We start from the raw sequence: 21,287 nt of genomic DNA on the forward strand, positions 1-21,287 counted from the left end.
ATTATTTATTCTCACGCTTCATGGTCATTGGCAGCACCGTGTCATCGTTGTAGCGGCCGCTGCACTCGGCAGCGCCGATCGCATCCTGTTTGCAGACCAGCTCCGGCATCTGATAGCGAGAACCGTCGCTACAGCGCGCTTTGTTACGGCTGTTAATGACCAGATTACCCGACTTCATCAGCCCGGCGAACACCTCAACCCGACAGCTGACGCCATCACCCTGAGTCATACGCGCGCTGCCTTTACCATTTTGCAGCTGGTATCTGAGCATGGGCGGCGTACCGGTTAACGGAACCTTCATCTGCACCTTCACGCGCCAGCTGCCGTTGAGGAACTTGACCGAACCATTCTTGATGGAATCTTGCGGCATGACCAAATCGTCTTTCTGTGCCGGACGTACCTCCGCCGTCGCCACGGGAGCCGGCGCGGGTTCAGCAACGCGAACAGGCTGAGAAGGGGGGGCAACGGTGGCCGCCGCCAGCGGCAGTTTTATTTCCGCCAGGCTAATCACAGGCGTGACGGGGACTGACGCGGTAGGCTGCACGGACTGAGAGGGAGGTGCCGTCGCGGCATCGTTTTCGCCACAGCCTTTTAGCTGTACGCCAGCCGTGAACATCAACACGGCAGCCGGGACCAGCCAGCCGTAGCGCAACCAGGCTGCGGCGGGGGATTTTACAGGCGCGGCCGGAGGAGCGGCATCGCCGACAGGTTGAGTAGGCACTTCGCGTTTTTCACTCGTCTGCTCTGGCACAGGGACGATCGCCGGGGCGGCGCTCAACTGTGGTTCAACAGCAGCGGCAGGACGACTTGCCGCTGGTGCAGTGACCGGCGCCAGACGCGACAGGGCAAGCGGCGGGTCAACCTCATCGGGAGTCAAACAGTCGAAAGCATCCTGACGGAACTTTTTATCCAATGAGACAAAGCCCCAAAAGGTGATGACCGGCTTGCCATCGACAAGATAAACATAATTTTGATCGGGAAACTGAAGCGCCTTAGCGAGCAGGGCACCGAATAGCTTCTGGCTTGGCTTATCCGAGTTCAGGGCGCGTTTTCCGATCTCCGAAAAAGCACTCTGGCAAATTAGCAGCTGATTCAGTGCGGCGCTGCGTGCGCTGTTGCTGGCGGCGGCCCAGGTGGTCACCTTACCAGCCAGCGGAGAGTACCAGTCGATGCGGTCGCCAGCGTCGTTCAGCTGGGGGATCGCCAGGCAGTCAGCAATCTGTGACTGTTTTCTCAGGCGCAGGGTTTCGCGCAGCTGCAAAGCGGAGAGGTAAACCGGTTGTCCGTTTTCACCAAGAGCAAGAAGCGCATTAAGATTTCCACTGCGTAAGAAGATTTTTGCCACGCAAAATGCCTTATAGTCGGGTTTGAAGGTTACAGACGGGTCATAGCAGGCTACTTTAGTGCCGTTCGACTTAAACCAAATGAGCAAACAAACCCTAAATTAGTCCGCTACTTCGGGCATAGAACCGAGGTGGGCAAGGACAGTCCATCGTTATCGCTTATTCGCTCGTGGGAAAGGCCAGCCTGTTCAGTCGTTACAAACCGTTGTGCGGCGCATTCTGACTGATGCGGCGGCCCTAAAAGAAATATTCAGAGGAGACCTTTGATGAGAAAATTAAATCCAGAGGCTTTCCACATGAGGAAAGTATTCTGTTTTTGATGAAATAAACCGCCGCCCGTTAAAAGATAGTATCTTATTCTTATTCAAATACTTAAGTCAGAAAGCATCGATAAAAACCCCTCAAAAATAAAAATCGTACAATCAACAAATTTTCTTAAGAAAAGCGCCAAAAAACGCGCTGCTAGCAGCCGCAGGTAAGGCATAAATATAGGGGAAAATTAGCACATACAAAGATGCGCTAATTTTCCCCTATGCGCGCTAACATATCTCGTGTTACGGCATCAATAAGCTCTGGCTGGCCCAGCAATGTGTAAAGTTGCCGTAAATTCGGAACAAGCCTAAGCGGGAAACGCTGTTTTTATCAGGCTGGGGCGCTATGATATCAGGCTGAAACCACGCCGAGGAAATACCCGCATTATGTTGTATCGTTCGACTCTCGCCACTGTCGCCGTCACCCTGGCGCTTACCGGCTGTAGCCATAAAGCGGCAGAAGCTCCTGCTGCCGTAGAGATCAGCGCCGCCGAACCCACTCCTGCCGTATCTGAATTTGCCGCAGGGCCAACGCAGATCGATGTCTCGCACGTCATCACTCGCGCCGATGATGGCTCAACGGTGATCCTGACTATTGATGATAAAGAGGCGGGAACGCTGGGTCGTGGAGACAGCAAATCGCTGTTTGTTCCTGCTGGCAAACATAAGGTCGGAGGCTACGTGCAAACGTTGTTCGGCCTCGGGCGCGTAAGTATTCCGTCTGTCGACGTCACAACAGAAGCGGATCAGGCGGTCCACGTTGCCTATTCAGTCACCAAAAACAAACCCGCCTTTGCGCTAACAAACACCAAGGCCGGCTAATAGCGACTTATCACTCCCGTTAGTGCCTGAATTGGGCCAGCAACGTTTTTTCCCATAAAAAAAGCCCGGTGATTATCACCGGGCTTTTGCCGTTAAATCAGCTGATATTACAGCGCCATATCATGCTGCGCGCTTTCAGCACGTTTTTCATGCTGTTCTGGTGCGTTGATGGCTTTACCCGTTTTGCTGTCAATCACCGGTGGCTTGGTGAGTTGCAGCGTGGCGGCGGTATCATCCCAAACTTGCTGGGTCAACGACACGTTACCGTTCAGCTGCTGGCCATAGCTTGGCACGATAGCATGGATTTTGCTCTGCCACTCTGGAGAGTTGAACTCCTGCGGGAACAGCTTCTTAATGACATTAAGCGCGATAGGAGCCGCGGTTGATGCGCCTGGCGATGCGCCCAGCAGGGCCGCGATGGTTTTCTGCTCATCGGTAACAATTTCGGTGCCCAGTTTCAGCACGCCGCCCTTGTCGGCATCTTTCTTGATGATCTGCACACGCTGGCCAGCCTGAATCAGTTTCCAGTCTTCTTTACGCGCATTCGGATAGTACTCTTTCAGCGCAGCGAAGCGGTCGTCATCGGTCAGCATGACCTGGCCAACCAGATATTTAACCAGATCAAAGTTATCCATGCCAACATGGGTCATCGGCATAAAGTTGCTGGCAGTCGTGGTGCTGAGTAGATCAAACAGGGAGCCATTTTTCAAGAACTTAGTTGAGAAGGTCGCAAATGGGCCAAACAGCACCACACGCTTACCGTCAATAAAGCGGGCGTCCAGGTGCGGTACGGACATTGGCGGAGCGCCAACCGAAGCCTGACCATACACTTTTTCCGTATGCTGGCTGGTCACTTCAGGGTTTTCACTCACCAGGAATGAACCTCCCACCGGGAAGCCTGCATAGTTATCCGCCTCCGGGATACCGGTTTTTTGCAGCAGTTTCAACGCGCCGCCGCCAGCACCGATAAACACGTATTTTGCATCAACGCTGTGCTCTTTACCGCTTTTGACATCAGAGATAGTAACGTGCCATGAGTTATCAGCATTACGTTTGAATTCAGTGGCTTCGGCAGAGGTTTCCAGCGTAAAGTTTTTGTCTTTCTTCAGGCTTCCGATGAGCTGACGGGTGATCTCGCCGTAGTTCACATCGGTGCCTACCGGCGTCCAGGTCGCCGCTACCTTCTGCTGCGGGTCGCGGCCTTCAATGATCAGCGGTGACCATTGCTTGATCTGGTTTTGATCGGTAGAGAACTTCATCCCCTGGAACAGGGTAGTCTGCTGCAAAGCTTCGTAGCGCTTGGTGAGGTAGTTGACGTTGTCATCACCCCAGACAAAGCTCATATGCGGCGTGGAGTTAATAAAAGAATGCGGATTGTTAAGAATGCCGCGCTTCACCTGAGAGGTCCAGAACTGGCGGGAAATCATGAACTGCTCGTTAATATCCAGCGCTTTACTGAAATCAATAGAGCCGTCTGCACGCTGAGGCGTGTAGTTCAGTTCCATGTTTGCCGAATGTCCTGTACCGGCATTATTCCAGCCGTTAGAAGATTCCAGCGCCACGCCGTCGAGTTTTTCCACCATCAGTTGCTTCCAGCCCGGCTGTAATTCCTGAAGCCAGGTCCCCAGGGAAGCACTCATTATGCCGCCACCAATCAGGAGTACATCCGTTTTTTCAGTGGCAGGAGTTTCAGCCCAGCTGCTGGAGCAAACCAGTAAAGCGGACAAAGAGAGAAGGGGGATCGTTTTTCTGATGTTAGACATATAGAATATCAATATTAGTTAAAGAAATGAGAAAATATTTTAACGCAATTCACCCTTAAGTTAAGAACTATTTTCACATCTTAAGTGAAATCTCAATCTTTTTTAGTTATTGACCAATTACTTTAATTGCTTTTGTGGTTTATTTAATTTAATAAGTGATGTGAGATATTGTCGAATTAGTCAAAAAAATATGTTTTTTTCTATTTAATTCAGCTATTCCATAAAAAAAACAGGGTTAAAACACCTGTAAAACCTTACATAAAATAAGTGTATATCTTCTGATACGCAACTTCAGATATAAAAAACGCACAGAATGCCACCTAACGGCTTAACGTTCCCCGCCTATACGGCGCTACTCGTCCGGGAAAGCGTTGAGAAGGCCTCTTTCTATCTGGTAACGTTTTCGCTTTTGATGTGCCAGGATTAAGTGAGATGCCACCTAAGGAGCAGGCCGTGATGAAGGAATTTGATTACCAGCTGGATTTTGAGAACACTGATTTTCGCCAGCATCCTGAAAAGTACCGGGTGGGCCGCGGAGAGCAGGGGGTTTTAACCGTCGAGCCCTATAAAAGTGAGATCCTTCCTTACTGGCGTTTCAAAACTGCCGCTATGGCTGACATTTCAGCCAAAAAAATCATGCAGCTATTTGAATCCTACCGCGATGATGATGACTTTGTCGGCATGGATATGGCGCGCAAATTCATCCAGATGGGGTATACGAGAGCACGCCGATATGCGAATCATCCTGGTGGGAGAAAATATGATGCGCAACGTAAGATCCTGCCTTTTCAGCTTGACGAAGAGAAAGCCGAAGCTGCCGCTATTTTCAAGGCCAGCTGGGATCTGATACGTGCGGATAAAGACTATCTGACACGTAAGAAAAAACATCAGCAGCAGTTCGGTTAGGCGAGACAGGGCGCATGTTTACCTTAAATATACCGTTGATGGCGTAAGATGGGGCATCCGTGCCACCAAGATTACTCGAAATGAACCTGTGGATTATCAGACAGCAGAACGAACTTTTTGCTGTCTTTATCCAGCGCACGGATCGCACCGCTTTCAATATCATATACCCAGCCATGCAGACGCAGCGCGTTGTTGCGCAGGCCAACGGCAACAGAAGGGTGCGTTTTGATATTGTTCAGCTGAGCAATAACGTTTTCCTGCACCATCGCATTGACTTTATCTTCTTCAGTGTCGTAGTTTTTTTTCTCAACTACCGCTTTAGCGGCATCCGCATAGCGCAGCCAGTGTTCCACCGCAGGCATGGGGGCCAGGCACTGGCAGGTTGCGATAGCCTTCATGGCACCGCAGTTTGAATGACCACAAATCACGATATCACTGACGCCCAGCGCCACGACGGCATACTCGATCGTGGCAGACACACCGCCGGGTTCAGGGCCAAAGGAAGGCACGATATTTCCGGCATTACGGATAACAAATAGCTGTCCCGGGTCTTGCTGGGTAACCAGCTCTGGCACCAGCCGGCTATCTGAACATGAGATAAACAGCGCTTTGGGATTCTGGCTAGAGGCAAGGCTGCGGAACAGCTCTTTTTGCTCCGGGAAAATATCTTTCTGGAAGTTCAGGAAACCTTCAACAATGTGTTGCATAGCAATCTCTTTTTCTGGTGAGCGTTTGATTAAGGTGACATTTTGCATTTTATTGAGTGCAGCGACAACCGCCAGCGGTATAAGGGTAGCTCACGAGGATGAAATCAGAGCGATAAGGCATCAGATTTCATCATTGATAGGGTCGAGAGTTTATGTCACTCAACGCCCGAATGTACTTTAATTCATAGAGGGATATATGAAAATCATTGCGGCTTCATTCATGCTGGTTGCGCTTTTGGTCGCCATTTCTTCGTCTACTGCTGCTGGATCGAGTTGTTGGAAAGATCCTGATACAGGTTACCTATGCTGTCCGCATCCCTGGGGGGGGATTTACTGTGACCCGGCAACCGGACCAGACTAACAGCCTCACGCAAAGCAGCCGTTCAGGCTGCTTTTTAAGTCATACATAGTGATTTGGTATTCCAGTATGGGCTCAATATCGAACCGGATAGGGGCTGTCTAGATAAGGTCATGACAAGGCCAGCAAAGCCAGATTTCACGTACCGCTATCTTGGTGCGTATAATGTATATTATGTTAAATTGCATATTATGAGTACTTAGTTGATATACCTTTCGCAGACGGTGCTCAAACTACTGACCTCCCCCATATCATTTCGCTGCTCAGCGTTGTCTTCTTTTTGTGAACTGCTTTCGTTGAACAGCTTGCAATCCTGTGGTCGAACCCTGTTTTTGAATTTCTTCAATTATTGCTAATGATCGATTATCGAAGAAGGTTTTTCATTTTCGGGTGACCAATAGCCGCCGCTTCCATGATAGGTTTCTGCTCCCAGGACGAATTGGGTTTCGCAACGATTGCATGCAAAGTGATAATCGACGATGTCACCCCATACCATCTTTTCAGCGCACTCATTGAAGCTGTATTGGTTCCAGTTATCGGCCGTGTGAATTTCGGACAACGTCTTATCACTAAGCGCGGCTTTAGCGACACGAATGGCCTTTCGTAATTGATCCGGTGTCCTGATAATGTATTTAACACATAGCTCCTGGCAGTGCTGACAGCTCATTGAGTTGTGCCTCGTGTTATTGATAAATACTCGATAATTTCAATCAGCATTGTTCATCCCGCTTTCGCAGGCAAGCTCTGCGTGATGAAGACGCCTGAACTTTTCCCACCTGGCACGGAGATTTTCGGGATTGATAAAGGTTTTTAGCGCGTCCTTGTTCAAAATTCTTACGGTTAAATCAGCCGTGTTCAGGCAGCCTCTCGCCGCTTTAGTGAAGTACAGCCTTAGCGTATCTGGATTGATGGCGAATTCGTGACTGTCAAACAGTGCGTGGATATCCCTGCGCAGCAAAAGTCCATTGGTTTTTTCGGGAATTCCCCGATCACAGTGTGGCGTGAGATGTGCCGCTTCGGTAATACAACGCAGGCTGGCACCCGTAACAACACAGCGATGGTGACAGTTTTCTCTTACTTCGTTGGCGAACGGCGACTGGTCAGGACGAGTCATCGAGGTTGTCTTCACTCCCTCTCTATATGCGCGGTGTTGAGATTGTTGCTTCGGTAAATCAATATACGTCACCCCTCCCCGTTTTGCCGTTAAATTGCTTGGGGATCGCCCAGGAAACTCCGGCCAACGTAACATGATCCATCAAGACGATTTTCCGCGTACTGCTTTTAGCGCTTTTTGGGCCGTTAATAAACCTGTATAGACCAGATAGCTACCGTCCTGTTGTTTAATGCGCAGAACGACACGGTCGATTTTTCTTTTCGCATCCAATTTCCAATAGCCTGTACAACCGGAGCCTTTTTCTAAATCCAAAGTTGTTTTGCCTGTAACCCCATCTGTGGTGATTGAAAGGAGCAGCCCATGCAGGTTGAGGTCATAGATACTGCTTATTTCGGTAAGAGCAGTGGTCAAAAGAGTCATTTAACGCTCTGAATGTAGTGTGTATCGCAAGGATAATATCGGTGAAACCGGCTTCGGTGGGATACGGTTCTGCAAAAAGTGATTTTAGCATAGCGACTCCCTGGTAAATTTATCAGTATGCCTGAAGATTTCTAAAAGTGAATGGCGATATTATACGGGAATGGTAACAGCTTCAGCAGACATTAAATTATAAATAATTATTATATAACTCACTGGTGATAAAAGCGCGAAGCAACGAAGCCTTCCATTCATTTTTACCAAAATCCTTGACCCTTCTGATATATTGACGAATTAATATAGTCTTGACTTCTTCGTTAGACACAACCCCTTTAAATGATGATATGTCATCAATAATTTCTTTCAGTTTTGCTGGGCTATGATCATTATAAAGCTTTATAATCCCCAGTCTCTTATAATGCTTTATAATGGTAGGGTGGTGCGTCAGCTTGTCTTCAAATATCTTCCAAATGGCTTTTGGTTTGTTATTGCTGAATGTTATTTCACAATTAATAAATCTGAATTTAGGTATTTTATCAGTGTAGAAATTTATAATACCACCACATCCGCCTTCTCTCCAGTATTCTAATTTCCTTTCGTTACATGTTCCACAGATCCATATTAAATTTTTTGAGAGCAGAACAAAGTCAGGATGTTCATTTTTAGGTATGTAGTGATCAACTGTGTCAGACGGGAGTAAGCCGCAATTGGGACAAATGTATTGAAGATGCTCATCCTGGTTTTTTCTTACATCCTCTCTTAATTTTTTAACACCTTTGCTTTGACTGTCAAAAAGATAAATTAATGCGGATTTTTCATCCGAACTGATAGTTGAGTTGGAAATGTTTATTAATTGTTTTTTACCATATAGACTTTCGTATTCAGTGTACCTTTTTGAAATTGAACTTTTGATTCCATTAAGGGTTTCTTTTTTTTAAGATGGCACGCCTTTATATGTATCCTTCATGGCGGATACACAACTTTCAAAAATCAATACGTCATTAAATTGATTTGTTTTTCTACTTTTCATTGTTTCCTAAACTCTCAAGGTAAAGCTGTGCGCCGAGACCAAGCCTGTCACTAAAAATTTTATTCGTTTCGTCAGCGCCATAACGTGAGTGAAGCGATTTTAATATTTTTTTATATTCCGGTTCTTCCTGTATAGTCCTGAATACATTTGATGTTATAGAGTCCAGGTTCTCACCCAGCGTTTCTATCTCAAGTATCCTTGACTGCACCCGCCCACTGCTTGTGTCAAACACCCTGGTGTATTTCGACGGTATTTGTTGAAGTATGATTGGCGAGTGGGTTGCTATAATGGCATAGGAGTCTAGATACTTCAGAAGCTCATTAATAGCAGGGATTAGCTTTGATATTGCCTGTGGGTGAAGGTGCAGCTCAGGCTCATCAAATAAAATCAAAGAATCCTTATTTGCCTCTGCTATAATTTGAGTGAAGGAATATATAATTATGCTTTCCCCCGAGCTTAGGAACGAATCATTGATTATGTTAGAGTATACTTTGTCAGTGAAAAAATAACCCTTAATGATATCCAACTTGTCTTTTTTGATAAAATGACTTAACGCCTCCTCCCAGTGAAAAATCATGTCTTTATTTATAATTTTGTCACAGCTGGCTTTATACACCTCTAACATTCTTGTCCGACTCATAAAGCCATCTTTATCTCGGAGTCCACAATATTTATAACTAAAACTCTTTTTTTTCTTTGGGGATTTCGAAGGTATCGAATGCACTAAATGAAACTGCTATTATTTTACTAAAGGGAGGCCTGGATGGTGAGAGCTCACCTCGATTTTCACGCCCGCTCATGCTAAGAGCCAGATCGGCCAGATACGTTGTTTTCCCTGTGCCATTTTCACCAATTATCACATTAACCCTTGAGTGAATCGGTTTTTGACTATCGAAATCAAAATTACATTTTGTTTTAATACCATCATCTCCATTCTGAAATGCAAATGAAAACGAACCGGTATAAGTTGATTTATTGATTATAAAATACCCTGACTTTACGGCTCGCTCGGCATCACTAAATCTGATTAAAGAGCTTTTGAAAATGTCTAATGATTCAAATTGATCTCTTAAACCAAAATATATCGATAAATCGTTCATAGTGCCAGTATATCTTCTGCTTTATCATCAAACTTGTTTAGAAACCTGCTGTAAAACTCATCTGACTGCCCAAGTGATGCACAATTATCTGGGATTTTTTTAAACTCACCGGAAAGGGTAAGGAATCCATTTTCGTCGTAACCTGTAGAGTCTATGGATATTATTTTAACCTCTCCAAAGTTTGTGTTTCTTTCTCCATTCACATCATAATAGTATACAGAATAGGTTGTTTTAAACCCGTAATCATCCCATTTACTCTGAATAAATAAAAGACACTCTCCTTCTGGCTTATCAATAATTCTGTTTGAGTAGGGTGAAATAAATATTTTCATACTGGTCTCATAAGTTAGCTTTTGAGATTACCGCACGGTAAATGCAGTTATCGAAAGACATGGTTTGTTCGACAGGGAAAGTACATGAATTTTTGAGGTTACTTCCGAATTAAATAAGCTACCGCCCTCAGATGCGTCAGCCCCGATCGGTAGGGGCTAAATATTAACAAAATTTATCATTTATTCAATAAGGAGATGAGCTAACGATTGAAAAATCGCCCTCAGGCCCCTACTCACTCAGTGAGCATAGCTCCGTAACAGTTGGCCTATCCCGGTGAGCATTTTCCCCAGCATCCTTTCCCCGGTACATACTGACCACCTCTCCGATAATCAGTAATGCCGGGGCTTCCACCTTATTATCTGTCACCAGCTGCGCTAACTCATCAAGCCGCCCGGCGACCGTCCGCTGATCGGGACGAGTTCCTCGCTCAATAACGGCGGCTGGCGTCGCTTTACGTAAGCCATGAGCGATTAACTGCTGGCTAATTTGACTTATATTGGCAATGCCCATGTAAAACACCAGCGTTTGACGGCTTTCCACCAGTGTTGACCAGTCAGGCTCCGATCCACCCTGGGCACTGTGGCCGGTAATAAATCTCACCGACTGCGCCAATCCACGATGTGTTAGGGAAATACCGCTGGCGGCGGCACAACCCATTGCCGCAGTGATGCCGGGCACGATATGGCATACCACGTTATGCTGCTGGCAATGGATCATTTCTTCACCACCGCGACCAAAAATAAACGGATCGCCTCCTTTAAGACGCACCACGCGATGGCCGCTCTGCGCCAGACTGACCAGCAGCTGATTGATTTCCTCCTGCCCTAACGTATGGTTTTGCATCGATTTCCCCACGTCAATGCGCTGCGCATTCTTGGGAACCAGCGCCATAATCGGGTCGGATACCAGCCGGTCAAAGACGACGACATCAGCCTGTTGGATCACCCGCAACGCTTTTAAGGTCAACAGCTCGACGTCTCCCGGCCCGGCCCCAACCAGCCAGACTTCACCATAACAAACCGGATCCTTCTGGTTTGCCACGGTTATGATTTGCGCAAAAGTGTGGGTCCATTGCGGTATTGCCAGAGGTTGCTTAAGCCTGTTCATCGGTTATCTCCCACCGCCAGCGTGTTGAGCTGTCGGGTAATCAGTTTTTTTAGTTCAGGAACGCATGAACCACAGTGAGTTCCACACTTCAGTTTGCCCCCCAGCTGTTGCACGCTGTGACATCCCTGCTTTACCGCATCGCCGATGGCTATTTCATCTATCGCAAAACAGCTACAGATTATCGCGCCACGGGCCGCTTTCCCTTCCCCTGCGCGTCCTCCCAGCAGGGCCAGCCGCCGTTGCGCGCCGCCCGGCGGGCTGGAGAATGCCGAGATAACCGCCTGGCGGTCGGGTACTGGCCGGTCACGGTGAGCGTAAAAGGCCAGTTGCAGCTCACCGTTTTTCCATGCCAACAGGTTAAAACCGTGCTCACCTAAACGCGCCGTCTGACTCTGCCATTTTTCGATGGCAAACCGTTGGTTGAGCCAGTCATACCAGTCTGTCGGTTTTGCTGAGTCAGCCAACGTAAAGTGCGTCACGCCCTGCTGCGTTATCCTGCTCCAGTAGGCCGTTGCCGGGGGCATGGCATGCTGGTCACGCAAAAAAATCTCGCCCTGCCACGCCGCATTCCAGCGCTGAATACGCACGGGCATCTGCTTACTCTCCGGCTGTCCGGAAAGCGGATCGGTGCAGGCGGCGATAAGAGAATCTACGCGGGCCTGCTGGCTGAACTGATTATTCCAGTGCATCGGCACAAAGACACTCCCGCGCGCTTGCAGGCTGTCCGGCTGGGCACGCAGCAGCAGCCAGCCGTAGGCAGAGGAAACGCGCAGCACATCGCCCTGCTGCGCAGTGGGACAGTCGTCAGGATGATACTGGCAAAAAGGCTCGCTGATGTGCTGCATCAGGCGTGCTGATTTACCCGTCCGGGTCATGGTATGCCACTGATCGCGCACCCTGCCGGTGTTCATCACCAGCGGGTAGAATATCGTCGGCAGGTTTACCGGCAGCCGTGGCGTAATGGGGATCAGTCGTGCCTTGCCGTCAGGGTGATAGAATTTACCATCGCTGAACAGGCGCAACGTTCCCAGCGGCGCGTTGGCATTCACCGGCCACTGGATCGGGCGCATCTCGTGCCACTGCTGGTTGGATAGCTGTGCCAGCCCACTGATATCAAAAGCGCGCGTTCCTTCATTTTCATACCCTGACAGCCGCGCGTGTTCGCGAAAAATATCGGCGGGATGCTGATAGGAAAATGCTTCTTCGAATCCAAGACGCTGCGCGACCTGACTGATTATCCACCAGTCCGGTTTTGCTTCACCGGGCGGCGGCAAAAAAGCCCGCTGGCGCGAAATGCAGCGCTCGGAGTTTGTCACCGTGCCGCTCTTTTCACCCCATCCCAGCGCGGGCAGGCAAATATGCGCAACCTGCGTGGTGTCGGTATCGCGCACGATATCGGAGACAATCACCAGCGGGCAGCGGGCCAATGCCGTGCGCACGCGGTCGGCATCGGGAAGCGACACTACGGGGTTAGTACCCATAATCCATATCGCTTTTATTTGCCCTTCTTCGATAGCACGGAACATGTCCACGGCATTCAGCCCCGGCGCGGTGGCAACGCGGTTGCTCCCCCAAAAACGGCCCACGCGCTCAACGTCCTCTGGCAAGAAACCCATATGTGCCGCCAACTGATTGGCCAGTCCTCCAACTTCCCTTCCCCCCATCGCGTTTGGCTGACCGGTTATCGAAAACGGCCCACAGCCTTCGCGCCCTATCCTGCCGCTGGCCAGATGGAGATTAATGATTGCATTGCACTTATCCACACCGGAGCTGGACTGGTTAATGCCCATCGAAAAGAGCGTGATCAGGCGTTCGCATGCCAAAATTATCTGATAAAAAGCCTGTAGCCGTTCCACCGACAGCCCGCAAAAATCTGCGGTCGCCGCCAGGGTCCAGCGTTGTGCCGCTGATAGCGTGTCTTCTGCCCCCTGGGTATGCTGCTGCAAAAAATCGCTATCGATTTTGTTATGCTCTCTCATGGCATTCAGCGCGCCGCAAAACAGTGCCGCATCGCTGCCGGGGCGCAGCGGAAGATGCAGATCGGCAATATCACAGGTGGCGGTGTGCCGGGGATCGATAACGATTATCTGCATCTCCGGCCGCTCTTTTTTCGCCTGAGCGATGCGCTGATACACGACCGGATGCGCCCAGGCGGTATTGGAGCCGGTGATAATCACGCAATCGGCCTTATCAAGATCCTGATAGCAGCAAGGTACAGCATCGGCACCAAAGGCACGTTTATACCCGACGACCGCAGAAGCCATACACAGCCGCGAGTTGGTATCCATGTTTCCGCTACCGATAAATCCTTTCATCAGTTTATTAGCGACATAATAATCTTCCGTCAGCAGTTGACCGGAACCATAGAAGGCAACGGACTGCGGGCCATGTTGGCGAATGGTATCCTGTAGCCCCTGCGCCACGGCATCCAGCGCCTGTGACCAGCTCACCGGCACGCGCCGGATTTCTGGCTGCAACAGACGCCCGGTCAGGTTCAGGGTTTCCCCCAGGGCTGCGCCTTTAACGCACAGTTTTCCCAGATTGGCAGGGTGTGACATCTCGCCGCTGGCCGTGAAGCCTTCAGCCTGTGGCTGCATCCTGACACCGCACCCCACGCCGCAGTAAGCGCAGGTGGTTGAAACCGCAGTTGGATAACATCTCATAAGCTGACCGTCTGAATGATAGTCGCGGTATTATCGGCCTTCGCTACCGGCCCTTTCCCCACCCAAACGCGGCCATTGTCGATTTTTACCGGCCAAACACGCAATGCGGTATCGGCATCATCGATGCTGCAACCGTCCTCCAGGCGAAAGCGCCGTTTGTAGAGCGGAGAAATGACCACCGGCTCGCCTTTTACATCGCCGACTAATCCGCGTGCTAATACGTTAGCGTCGCTGCCAGGCTCATGGTTACTCAGGGCGAATACCCGCTGAGGGTGGTCAGGCAGGTGAAACAGTGCAATCTGCTGGCCGGCCAGACGCGCCGCCACGCCGGCGTTTGCGGGGATACGGCTAAGTTCGCAGACGTCTACCCAACCTTCACCAACATCCTGTGGCTGTACCGCTGCCGCCGGTGAAAATGCCTGACGTTCCTCATAAGTCGCCGGGCGGATCTGCTGCCGCTCTGACACCATCACTACTGACTCATCCGGCTGGTCGCTGTTGACAAAGGGTTTGAAAAACGCCAGACGATCGGGGTCGGCGAGGGTCGTTTGCCACTCACACTGGTAGGTGTCGACGACCAGGTTCATCTCGCTTTCCAGTTCGGCGGCGATGTGAAGGCTGTCTTCCAGCACCACCTGACGCAAATAGTCCATGCCGCCTTCCAGATTATCCCTCCACGTGCTGGTGCGTTGCAGTCGATCGGCGGTGCGGATGTAAAACATAAGGAAGCGATCGACCGTGCGAATGACCTCATCGGTGCTCATGTCCTGTGCCAGAAGATCGCCATGACGTGGTTTCATCCCACCGTTGCCGCAGACATACAGGTTCCATCCTTTATCGGTCGCTATCACGCCGACATCTTTACTTTGTGCCTCGGCGCATTCGCGCGTGCATCCAGAGACCGCCATCTTTATTTTGTGTGGTGCGCGCAGCCCCTTGTAACGGTTCTCCAGTATCAGCGCCAGCGAGGTCGAGTCCTGTACGCCGTAGCGACACCAGCTGGAGCCGACGCAGGATTTCACCGTCCGCAGTGATTTACCGTAGGCGTGGCCGGTTTCAAACCCGGCCTCAACCAGCTGCTGCCAGATTTCCGGCAGCTGTTCAAGACGAGCGCCGAACAGATCCACGCGCTGCCCGCCGGTGATTTTGCTGTAAAGGTTGTAGCGCCGGGCGACCCGGCCGATGGCGATTAATCCATCCGGGGTAATTTCTCCGGCGGGAACGCGCGGCACGACGGAGTAAGTTCCGTCTTTCTGAATGTTGGCAAAATAGCGGTCGTTAGTATCCTGTAGCGGCAGGTGCTGCGGTTTAAGCAGATATTCATTCCAACATGAGGCGAGGATCGACCCAACCAGCGGCTTGCAGATCTCGCAACCCTGCCCCTGCCCGTGTTTGCCCAGAAGCTCTTCCCAGCTACGAATATTGCCGATGCGTACCAGATGATAAAGTTCTTGCCGTGAATAGGCGTAGTGCTCGCAGATATCCTTTTTCACCTCAACGCCCAGTCCGGCGAGCGCGAACTCCATCACCTGTTTCGTCAGCGCCGCGCAGCCACCACAGCCGGTCGCCGCCTGGGTGCAGGCCTTTATCGCCGCCATATCCGCGTTACCTTCCTTCACCGCATTGCAGATATCGGCCTTGCTGACATGATGACAAGAGCATATTTGTGCTCCGTCCGGCAGCGCGGCAACCCCCAGGCCCGGTGATGCCGTGCCTGCCGCGACAGGTAGAATCAACCCTTCGGGACTGGCAGGGAGCGGCATATCGTTAAGCATCATCTGTAGCAGCGCACTGTATTCACGGCTATCCCCAACCAGCACCGCACCGAGCAAGCGCTTGCGATCCTGTGAGACAACGATTTTTTTGTACACGCCTTCCGGGCCATTGTTCCAGCTGTAGCTTTGGCTGCCGGCAGCACGACCGTGCGCATCGCCGATCGAGGCGACCTCGACGCCCAGCAGCTTCAGTTTGGTGCTCATATCAGCCCCTCTGAAAGTGACCTCGCTTCCAGATAAGGTGTCTGCCAGCGTGCGTGCCATCTGATATCCTGGCGCGACCAGACCGAAAGTCTGACCGTTCCACAGCGCGCATTCGCCGATGGCAAACACGGCAGGATCGGATGTCTGACAGCGATCGTTAATCACTATACCGCCGCGAGGCCCGACCTCCAGCCCGCTCTCTCTAGCCAACCGGTCGTTGGGGCGGATCCCCGCCGAGAACAGCACCAGGTCAGTGTCAAGATGGCCACCATCGGCAAACTCCATCCGGTAACCGGACGTTTCACCCGCCACAATGCGCCGCGTTTCCTTCCCGGTATGTACCTGCACGCCCAGCGCCTCGATTTTTCGGCGCAGCATGCCTGCCCCCTCCTCATCAAGCTGCACGCCCATGAGCCGGGGCGCAAATTCAACAACGTGCGTTTGCAATCCAAGATGCTTAAGCGCGTTAGCGGCCTCCAGCCCCAGCAGACCACCGCCGACCACTACCCCCACCTTGCCTTGTTGAGCGCAGGCTTTAATCGAGGCCAAATCGTCGAGCGTGCGGTATACCAGGCAGCCCGGGGCATCGTTACCCGGAATGGCGGGAACAAACGGATAAGAGCCCGTCGCCAGCACCAGCAGGTCATAGGCGGTTTGATGGCCGAACCTGTCGACCACAAAACGATGTCGGGTATCCACGCGGTCGACGCCGCGCCCCAGCCGCAGTTCAATGCCGTTCGACTCAAAGAAGCCGTCTTCAACCATCGACAGCGATTGGGCACTGCGCCCGGAGAACAGTTCTGAGAGATGAACGCGGTCGTAGGCCGGTGACGTTTCTTCTGCAAATACGATCACCTGATACTGCAAATGCAGTTCACGTTTGACCAGCTGCTGGAGGAAATGATGACCGACCATACCGTGTCCGGCCATCACTAATACGGGTTTTGACATTACGAGACTCCTCGTCACCTTGATGGGTAACTGTTCTGGGGTAACAGGCTGACGCTGTGAGGGGACTGGCTCTTCAACAGGGCTAAATACGCTGACCCGAGCGGGGTCGGTGTGGCCAGGGCCTAAAGACGATAAATAGCGCGGGCCATCGCCGATATCTCCCCACAGCAGCACGCCCGCCAGCTGGTTTTTGCGAAACAGCAGACGACGATAATCGCCGTTTACAGGATCAAACGTGCTGTGGATCTGGATGTCGTCATTGCCATTCAGCTCCCCGGCGCAGAATAAATTGAGGCCGGTCACCTTGAGCCGCAGCGGCACGATGCCACCGTCAGGAGGAACGGTCACCACACCCGCAAGCCGGGCGGCGAGCGCCCCGGCCTGCTGCCAGCACGGTGCCAGCAGGCCAAAGGTCGTTTCCCCCAGCTGACAACATTCACCAATGGCCGAAATATACGGGTCGGAAGTCTGCATCTCGCCATTAACCCTGATCCCGCGTTCGCACCGCAATCCGGCGGCCCTGGCCAGCGCGATATTAGGACGCACGCCGACGGCAATCACCACCCGTTGGGCACGAATTTCACGTCCATCGTCTAACCTAACCGCCTGCACGTTGCCTGCCGCATCCCCGACATATCCGGCGGTTTTTGCCTGCAATAAGATGTTGATGCCGCGTGCCAACAGGCTGCTAAGCAACAGTTCCGCGGCCTGGGGGTCGAGCTGCCGATCCATTAAATACGTTCCCTGGTGCAGCAACGTCACCGCCATGCCGCGCAGCGCCAGCGCTGCTGCGGCTTCAATCCCCAACACGCCGCCGCCGATCACCACGGTCGGCTGCCCGCGATAATGCTGATGAAGAATGCGCTCTACGTCCTGCTGAGTACGAAAACCATGAATACCGGCTAAGTTGTCACCCGGCAGTGGTGGCATAAAAGGGAGTGACCCCGTGGCAATCAGCAGATGGTCGTACGATAGCGTTTTATCTCCCGCCCTGACGGTGCGCTCCTCACGGCAAATTTCTGCCACCAGCGTATCCGCGATAAACGTTACGTTATGCTGCTGATACCACGAAGGCTCGTGCGTGACGATCTCGGCAAAAGATTTCTCCCCCGAGAGCACCGGCGTTAACAGGATACGGTTATAGGCTCCCTGCGGCTCATCACCAATAATCTGAATGCGATAGCGTTCAGGGGCCAGCTCGCACAGCCTTTCAACCAGCCTTATTCCCGCCATCCCATTGCCAATCACAATCAAAGTGGGTTTATCCATCGCACATTTCCCGCCGGGTATGTCAGGCGACCGCCTGATGTTTTTCATACAGGAATTGCAGTACCTGCTGACGATATTGGTGAAATAGTGGGTCGTTCGCCAGCGCTAACCTGGAGCGTGGGCGCACCAGGTCAACCTGTAAAATCTCGCCAACCTTCGCCGCAGGGCCGTTGGTCATCATCATGACCCGATCTGATAGCAGCACGGCTTCATCGACGTCATGGGTGATAAGCAGAATGGTTGTCTTAAGACGCATCTGGATATTCATCACCGCATCCTGCAAATGGGCACGGGTCAAAGCGTCTAATGCGCCAAAGGGTTCATCCATCAACAGCACTTTCGGCTTCATCGCTAACGCGCGGGCTATACCTACCCGCTGCTTCATGCCGCCCGAAATCTCGCCGGGGCGCTTGTCCAGCGCGTGGCCCATATGCACCAGTTCCAGGTTGTGTACTATCCAGTCATGCATTTCACTTTTGCTCATCACCCCCTTAAAGACCTGGTTGACGGCCAGTGCAACGTTGTTGTAGGTCGATAGCCAGGGCAGCAGCGAGTGATTCTGAAAGACCACGCCGCGTTCAGGACCAGGATCGGTAATTTCCCGATTGTCGCAAAGCAGCACCCCCTCACTCGGACGACTTAGCCCGGCTATCAGGTTTAGTAAGGTGGATTTCCCGCAGCCAGAATGACCGATAAGGCTGACGGTCTCGCCTTCAGCGATAGAAAAACTCACATTGTCGAGTGCCAGAAATGGCCCTTTTGCCGTGCTGAAGCTCTGACTGACGTTTTCAACGCGAATAATGGATTTTATATTTGTCATATCCGGCTTTTCCTAGCGGTTGTCGTAACTAAAACGGCGGGCAATAGCCATAAGCCCCTGCTCAAGCACCATGCCCACTACGCCAATGAGTACAATGGCAATAATGATGTTTTCCACATTGAGGTTGTTCCATTCGTTCCAGATCCAGAAACCAATCCCCACGCCGCCGGTCAGCATTTCTGCCGCGACGATAACTAGCCATGCAATACCGATGGACAGGCGCACCCCGGTGAGGATGTAAGGTAATACCGCCGGGAAAAGAATTTTGCGCATCACGGTGAATTCGCTGAGGTTCAGCACCCGTGCCACGTTGAGATAATCTTGCGGGATGCGTTTGACGCCCTCAGCGGTATTAAGGATCATCGGCCAGATTGAGCAGATGAAAATGGTCCACGCCGACGCGGGTTCTGCGCGCTGGAACAACAGAAGACCGATAGGCAGCCACGCCAACGGACTCACCGGGCGCAGCAGCGAAATGATCGGATTAAACATATTGGCGATAAAATGAAAGCGGCCGATAAGGAAACCGGCAGGAATACCCACCATCGCCGCTAATCCGAAGCCGGTGGCCACGCGCCTCAGTGACGCCAACAGGTTCCAGCCAATCCCCATGTCGTTAGGCCCGGCAATGTAAAACGGATCGGCAAAAATGACCTTCGCCGCTGCCAGGCTTTTCAGCGGAGTGGGAAAACCCTTACTGCTTAGCGCCGCAATCTGCCAAATGGCTAACAGCACCACCAACCCCAGTATTGCCGGAATGATTCTCTGCCCAATGCGGCGTATAAGTTGACGGTTCAGGAAACGGTAGGCGTTTTTTCCCGGCTTAGCGGGCGCGGTTTTGAGCACCACGACCTCTGCGTGCACAGGCTCGGTCATTTCAACGACATTGCTTTTTGAGTTTATAGACATCTCTGGCCTCACTTAGCGTTTCATGGCAAAACTGTTGGCATACTCAGCGGGATTGCTGCCATCCCAGACCTTCCCATCAATCAGGGTGCTGCTGCGCATATCGTGTGCGGGCAGGTTGATACCGCCCACCGCCGTAGCGGCCTGTTTGTAGATTTCGATACGATTGATTTTTTGTGCAACGGCCAGATAATCAGGGTCTGTGTTGAGTAACCCCCAGCGTTTGTGTTGAGTGAGAAACCACATGCCGTCAGAGTAATAGGGATAGTTGACCGCCCCGTCGTTGAAGAAGCGCATGGCGTGGGCGTCTTTCCATTTTTTCCCCAAACCATTTTCATAATCGCCCAACATCCGCCCCTGAATGGTTTCAACCGAGGTGTTGACATAGGCACGCGCCGCGACGACCTGCGCCGTTTCGATCCGGTTAGCATTCGAGGTGTCTATCCAGCGCGAGGCATCAAGCACCGCAGCCGTCAGCGCGCGGGCAGAATGGGGATTTTCCGCAACCCATGAGGAGGTTGTGCCAAGAATTTTTTCGGGATGATCTGGCCAGATCTCCTGTGTGGTGGCGACGGTATAGCCAATATCATCGAGAATGGCCCGCTGGTTCCATGGCTCGCCCACGCAGTAGCCGTTCATATTGCCGGTCTTCATATTCACCACCATTTGCGGCGGCGGTACGACAACGTTACGCACATCGTTAAACGGATGAATACCGGCGTTTGCCAGCCAGTAATAAAGCCACATGGCGTGCGTACCCGTTGGGAACGTCTGCGCAAAGGTATAGGTTCCCTTAGCGCTGGCATCGATCCGCTTTTTCAACGCCGCGGCGTCCGTCACCCCGGCGGCTTTTAACTGATTTGACAGGGTGATCGCCTGCCCGTTTTGATTGAGCGTCATCAGCATCGCCATATCGTGCTGCGGCCCGGAGACGCCGAGCTGTAGCCCATAGACCAGCCCGTACAGGACGTGTGCGGCATCCAGCTCACCCGACACCAGTTTGTCTCGCACTGATGCCCAGCTTGACTCCTTGCACAGTGTGATTTTGATACCATATTTCTCATCAAACTTTTTCACTGCCGCCATCACCACAGAAGAGCAGTCGGTCAGAGGAATAAAGCCGACCCGAATCTCTTTCTTCTCTGGTGCATCCGATCCGGCGGCCCAAACGCTGTTCATAAAGCCCGGCATTATCATGCTGGTGCCCAGCGCTGCGCTTCCTGCTATAAACCGGCGGCGAGTCAGCGACCTTTCAGGTGTTCTATCGTTTTGCGCCATTGCAGCTTCCCGTGACGTTGAAAAAAGAGCAAAAAAAAAGCGTCCGGTTAGCATTCAGTTTTCTGAACGCTAACGGACGCCTTTATCCGAGATGACGACTAAACCGCCAT

At 51.7% G+C, this 21,287-nt stretch carries 17 protein-coding genes; 2 read left to right on the plus strand and 15 right to left on the minus strand.

Annotated features, from left to right (window positions below; all coding sequences use genetic code 11):
• Position 1: 1 nt before the first annotated feature.
• On the minus strand, positions 2 to 1,345 hold the full coding sequence (locus ETA_RS09645; protein WP_012441444.1) for an SrfA family protein: 1,344 nt from the start codon (positions 1,343 to 1,345) through the stop codon (positions 2 to 4).
• A 696-nt stretch (positions 1,346 to 2,041) separates the two neighbouring features.
• Between ETA_RS09645 and ETA_RS09650 the strand changes: the two genes are divergently transcribed.
• The gene (locus ETA_RS09650) at positions 2,042 to 2,476 is read left to right on the plus strand and encodes a hypothetical protein (RefSeq protein WP_012441445.1); all 435 of its coding nucleotides are present in this window, start codon (positions 2,042 to 2,044) and stop codon (positions 2,474 to 2,476) included.
• A 107-nt stretch (positions 2,477 to 2,583) separates the two neighbouring features.
• Here ETA_RS09650 and mqo read toward each other — a convergent pair whose 3' ends face one another.
• Positions 2,584 to 4,239 (minus strand): malate dehydrogenase (quinone), encoded by a 1,656-nt coding sequence (gene mqo, locus ETA_RS09655; protein WP_012441446.1) that lies wholly within the window; start codon positions 4,237 to 4,239, stop codon positions 2,584 to 2,586.
• 456 nt (positions 4,240 to 4,695) lie between these two features.
• Between mqo and ETA_RS09660 the strand changes: the two genes are divergently transcribed.
• Entirely contained in the window at positions 4,696 to 5,145 is a 450-nt protein-coding gene (locus tag ETA_RS09660) for a DUF4385 domain-containing protein (RefSeq protein WP_012441447.1), read from the plus strand.
• 71 nt (positions 5,146 to 5,216) lie between these two features.
• On the opposite strand, the gene ETA_RS09665 is transcribed toward ETA_RS09660, so the two are convergent.
• From ETA_RS09665 to ETA_RS09725, 13 genes are all read right to left on the minus strand, one after another.
• Positions 5,217 to 5,852: a carbonic anhydrase gene (locus ETA_RS09665; RefSeq protein WP_012441448.1), complete on the minus strand. Its 636-nt coding sequence runs from the start codon at positions 5,850 to 5,852 to the stop codon at positions 5,217 to 5,219.
• A 710-nt stretch (positions 5,853 to 6,562) separates the two neighbouring features.
• Entirely contained in the window at positions 6,563 to 6,877 is a 315-nt protein-coding gene (locus ETA_RS20410) for a hypothetical protein (RefSeq protein ID WP_042958895.1), read from the minus strand.
• Positions 6,878 to 6,916: 39 nt separating this feature from the next.
• A complete protein-coding gene (locus ETA_RS09675; RefSeq protein WP_049778753.1) occupies positions 6,917 to 7,324 on the minus strand; it encodes an HNH endonuclease signature motif containing protein in 408 nt (135 codons plus the stop codon).
• A gap of 141 nt (positions 7,325 to 7,465) precedes the next feature.
• Entirely contained in the window at positions 7,466 to 7,744 is a 279-nt protein-coding gene (locus tag ETA_RS09680; protein WP_042958896.1) for a hypothetical protein, read from the minus strand.
• A gap of 1,016 nt (positions 7,745 to 8,760) precedes the next feature.
• Complete coding sequence (locus ETA_RS09685; RefSeq protein ID WP_042958897.1) at positions 8,761 to 9,411, minus strand: AAA family ATPase; 651 nt, start codon at positions 9,409 to 9,411, stop codon at positions 8,761 to 8,763.
• Between the two features lie 37 nt (positions 9,412 to 9,448).
• Complete coding sequence (locus ETA_RS09690; RefSeq protein ID WP_042958899.1) at positions 9,449 to 9,871, minus strand: hypothetical protein; 423 nt, start codon at positions 9,869 to 9,871, stop codon at positions 9,449 to 9,451.
• The gene (locus ETA_RS09695; RefSeq protein WP_042958900.1) at positions 9,868 to 10,203 is read right to left on the minus strand and encodes a hypothetical protein; all 336 of its coding nucleotides are present in this window, start codon (positions 10,201 to 10,203) and stop codon (positions 9,868 to 9,870) included. The genes ETA_RS09690 and ETA_RS09695 overlap by 4 nt, the downstream gene beginning before the upstream one ends.
• 229 nt (positions 10,204 to 10,432) lie before the next feature.
• The gene (cobA, locus tag ETA_RS09700; RefSeq protein ID WP_012441452.1) at positions 10,433 to 11,311 is read right to left on the minus strand and encodes a uroporphyrinogen-III C-methyltransferase; all 879 of its coding nucleotides are present in this window, start codon (positions 11,309 to 11,311) and stop codon (positions 10,433 to 10,435) included.
• Positions 11,308 to 13,974 carry a nitrate reductase gene (locus ETA_RS09705; protein ID WP_012441453.1) on the minus strand — a complete coding sequence of 889 codons (2,667 nt, stop codon included), beginning with the start codon at positions 13,972 to 13,974 and terminating at the stop codon, positions 11,308 to 11,310. Before ETA_RS09705 ends, cobA begins: the two co-directional genes overlap by 4 nt.
• Positions 13,971 to 18,173: a nitrite reductase large subunit NirB gene (gene nirB, locus ETA_RS09710; RefSeq protein WP_012441454.1), complete on the minus strand. Its 4,203-nt coding sequence runs from the start codon at positions 18,171 to 18,173 to the stop codon at positions 13,971 to 13,973. Before nirB ends, ETA_RS09705 begins: the two co-directional genes overlap by 4 nt.
• A gap of 22 nt (positions 18,174 to 18,195) precedes the next feature.
• Complete coding sequence (locus tag ETA_RS09715; RefSeq protein ID WP_012441455.1) at positions 18,196 to 18,993, minus strand: ABC transporter ATP-binding protein; 798 nt, start codon at positions 18,991 to 18,993, stop codon at positions 18,196 to 18,198.
• 12 nt (positions 18,994 to 19,005) lie between these two features.
• On the minus strand, positions 19,006 to 19,869 hold the full coding sequence (gene ntrB, locus ETA_RS09720; RefSeq protein WP_012441456.1) for a nitrate ABC transporter permease: 864 nt from the start codon (positions 19,867 to 19,869) through the stop codon (positions 19,006 to 19,008).
• Between the two features lie 45 nt (positions 19,870 to 19,914).
• Positions 19,915 to 21,177, minus strand: coding sequence for a CmpA/NrtA family ABC transporter substrate-binding protein (locus ETA_RS09725; protein WP_012441457.1), 1,263 nt, complete (start codon positions 21,175 to 21,177; stop codon positions 19,915 to 19,917).
• Between the last annotated feature and the right edge of the window lie 110 nt (positions 21,178 to 21,287).

Source organism: Erwinia tasmaniensis Et1/99 (assembly GCF_000026185.1).
Taxonomy (GTDB): domain Bacteria; phylum Pseudomonadota; class Gammaproteobacteria; order Enterobacterales; family Enterobacteriaceae; genus Erwinia; species Erwinia tasmaniensis.

Coding starts and splice junctions, on each gene's coding strand:
- ETA_RS20410 (WP_042958895.1), bottom strand. CDS start 6,877: ATGAGCTGTCAGCACTGCCAGGAGCTATGTGTTAAATACATTATCAGG.
- ETA_RS09680 (WP_042958896.1), bottom strand. CDS start 7,744: ATGACTCTTTTGACCACTGCTCTTACCGAAATAAGCAGTATCTATGAC.
- ETA_RS09695 (WP_042958900.1), bottom strand. CDS start 10,203: ATGAAAATATTTATTTCACCCTACTCAAACAGAATTATTGATAAGCCA.
- ETA_RS09665 (WP_012441448.1), bottom strand. CDS start 5,852: ATGCAACACATTGTTGAAGGTTTCCTGAACTTCCAGAAAGATATTTTC.
- cobA (WP_012441452.1), bottom strand. CDS start 11,311: ATGAACAGGCTTAAGCAACCTCTGGCAATACCGCAATGGACCCACACT.
- ETA_RS09705 (WP_012441453.1), bottom strand. CDS start 13,974: ATGAGATGTTATCCAACTGCGGTTTCAACCACCTGCGCTTACTGCGGC.
- nirB (WP_012441454.1), bottom strand. CDS start 18,173: ATGGATAAACCCACTTTGATTGTGATTGGCAATGGGATGGCGGGAATA.
- ETA_RS09725 (WP_012441457.1), bottom strand. CDS start 21,177: ATGGCGCAAAACGATAGAACACCTGAAAGGTCGCTGACTCGCCGCCGG.
- ETA_RS09660 (WP_012441447.1), top strand. CDS start 4,696: ATGAAGGAATTTGATTACCAGCTGGATTTTGAGAACACTGATTTTCGC.
- ntrB (WP_012441456.1), bottom strand. CDS start 19,869: ATGACCGAGCCTGTGCACGCAGAGGTCGTGGTGCTCAAAACCGCGCCC.
- ETA_RS09675 (WP_049778753.1), bottom strand. CDS start 7,324: ATGACTCGTCCTGACCAGTCGCCGTTCGCCAACGAAGTAAGAGAAAAC.
- ETA_RS09690 (WP_042958899.1), bottom strand. CDS start 9,871: ATGAACGATTTATCGATATATTTTGGTTTAAGAGATCAATTTGAATCA.
- ETA_RS09685 (WP_042958897.1), bottom strand. CDS start 9,411: ATGAGTCGGACAAGAATGTTAGAGGTGTATAAAGCCAGCTGTGACAAA.
- ETA_RS09650 (WP_012441445.1), top strand. CDS start 2,042: ATGTTGTATCGTTCGACTCTCGCCACTGTCGCCGTCACCCTGGCGCTT.
- mqo (WP_012441446.1), bottom strand. CDS start 4,239: ATGTCTAACATCAGAAAAACGATCCCCCTTCTCTCTTTGTCCGCTTTA.
- ETA_RS09715 (WP_012441455.1), bottom strand. CDS start 18,993: ATGACAAATATAAAATCCATTATTCGCGTTGAAAACGTCAGTCAGAGC.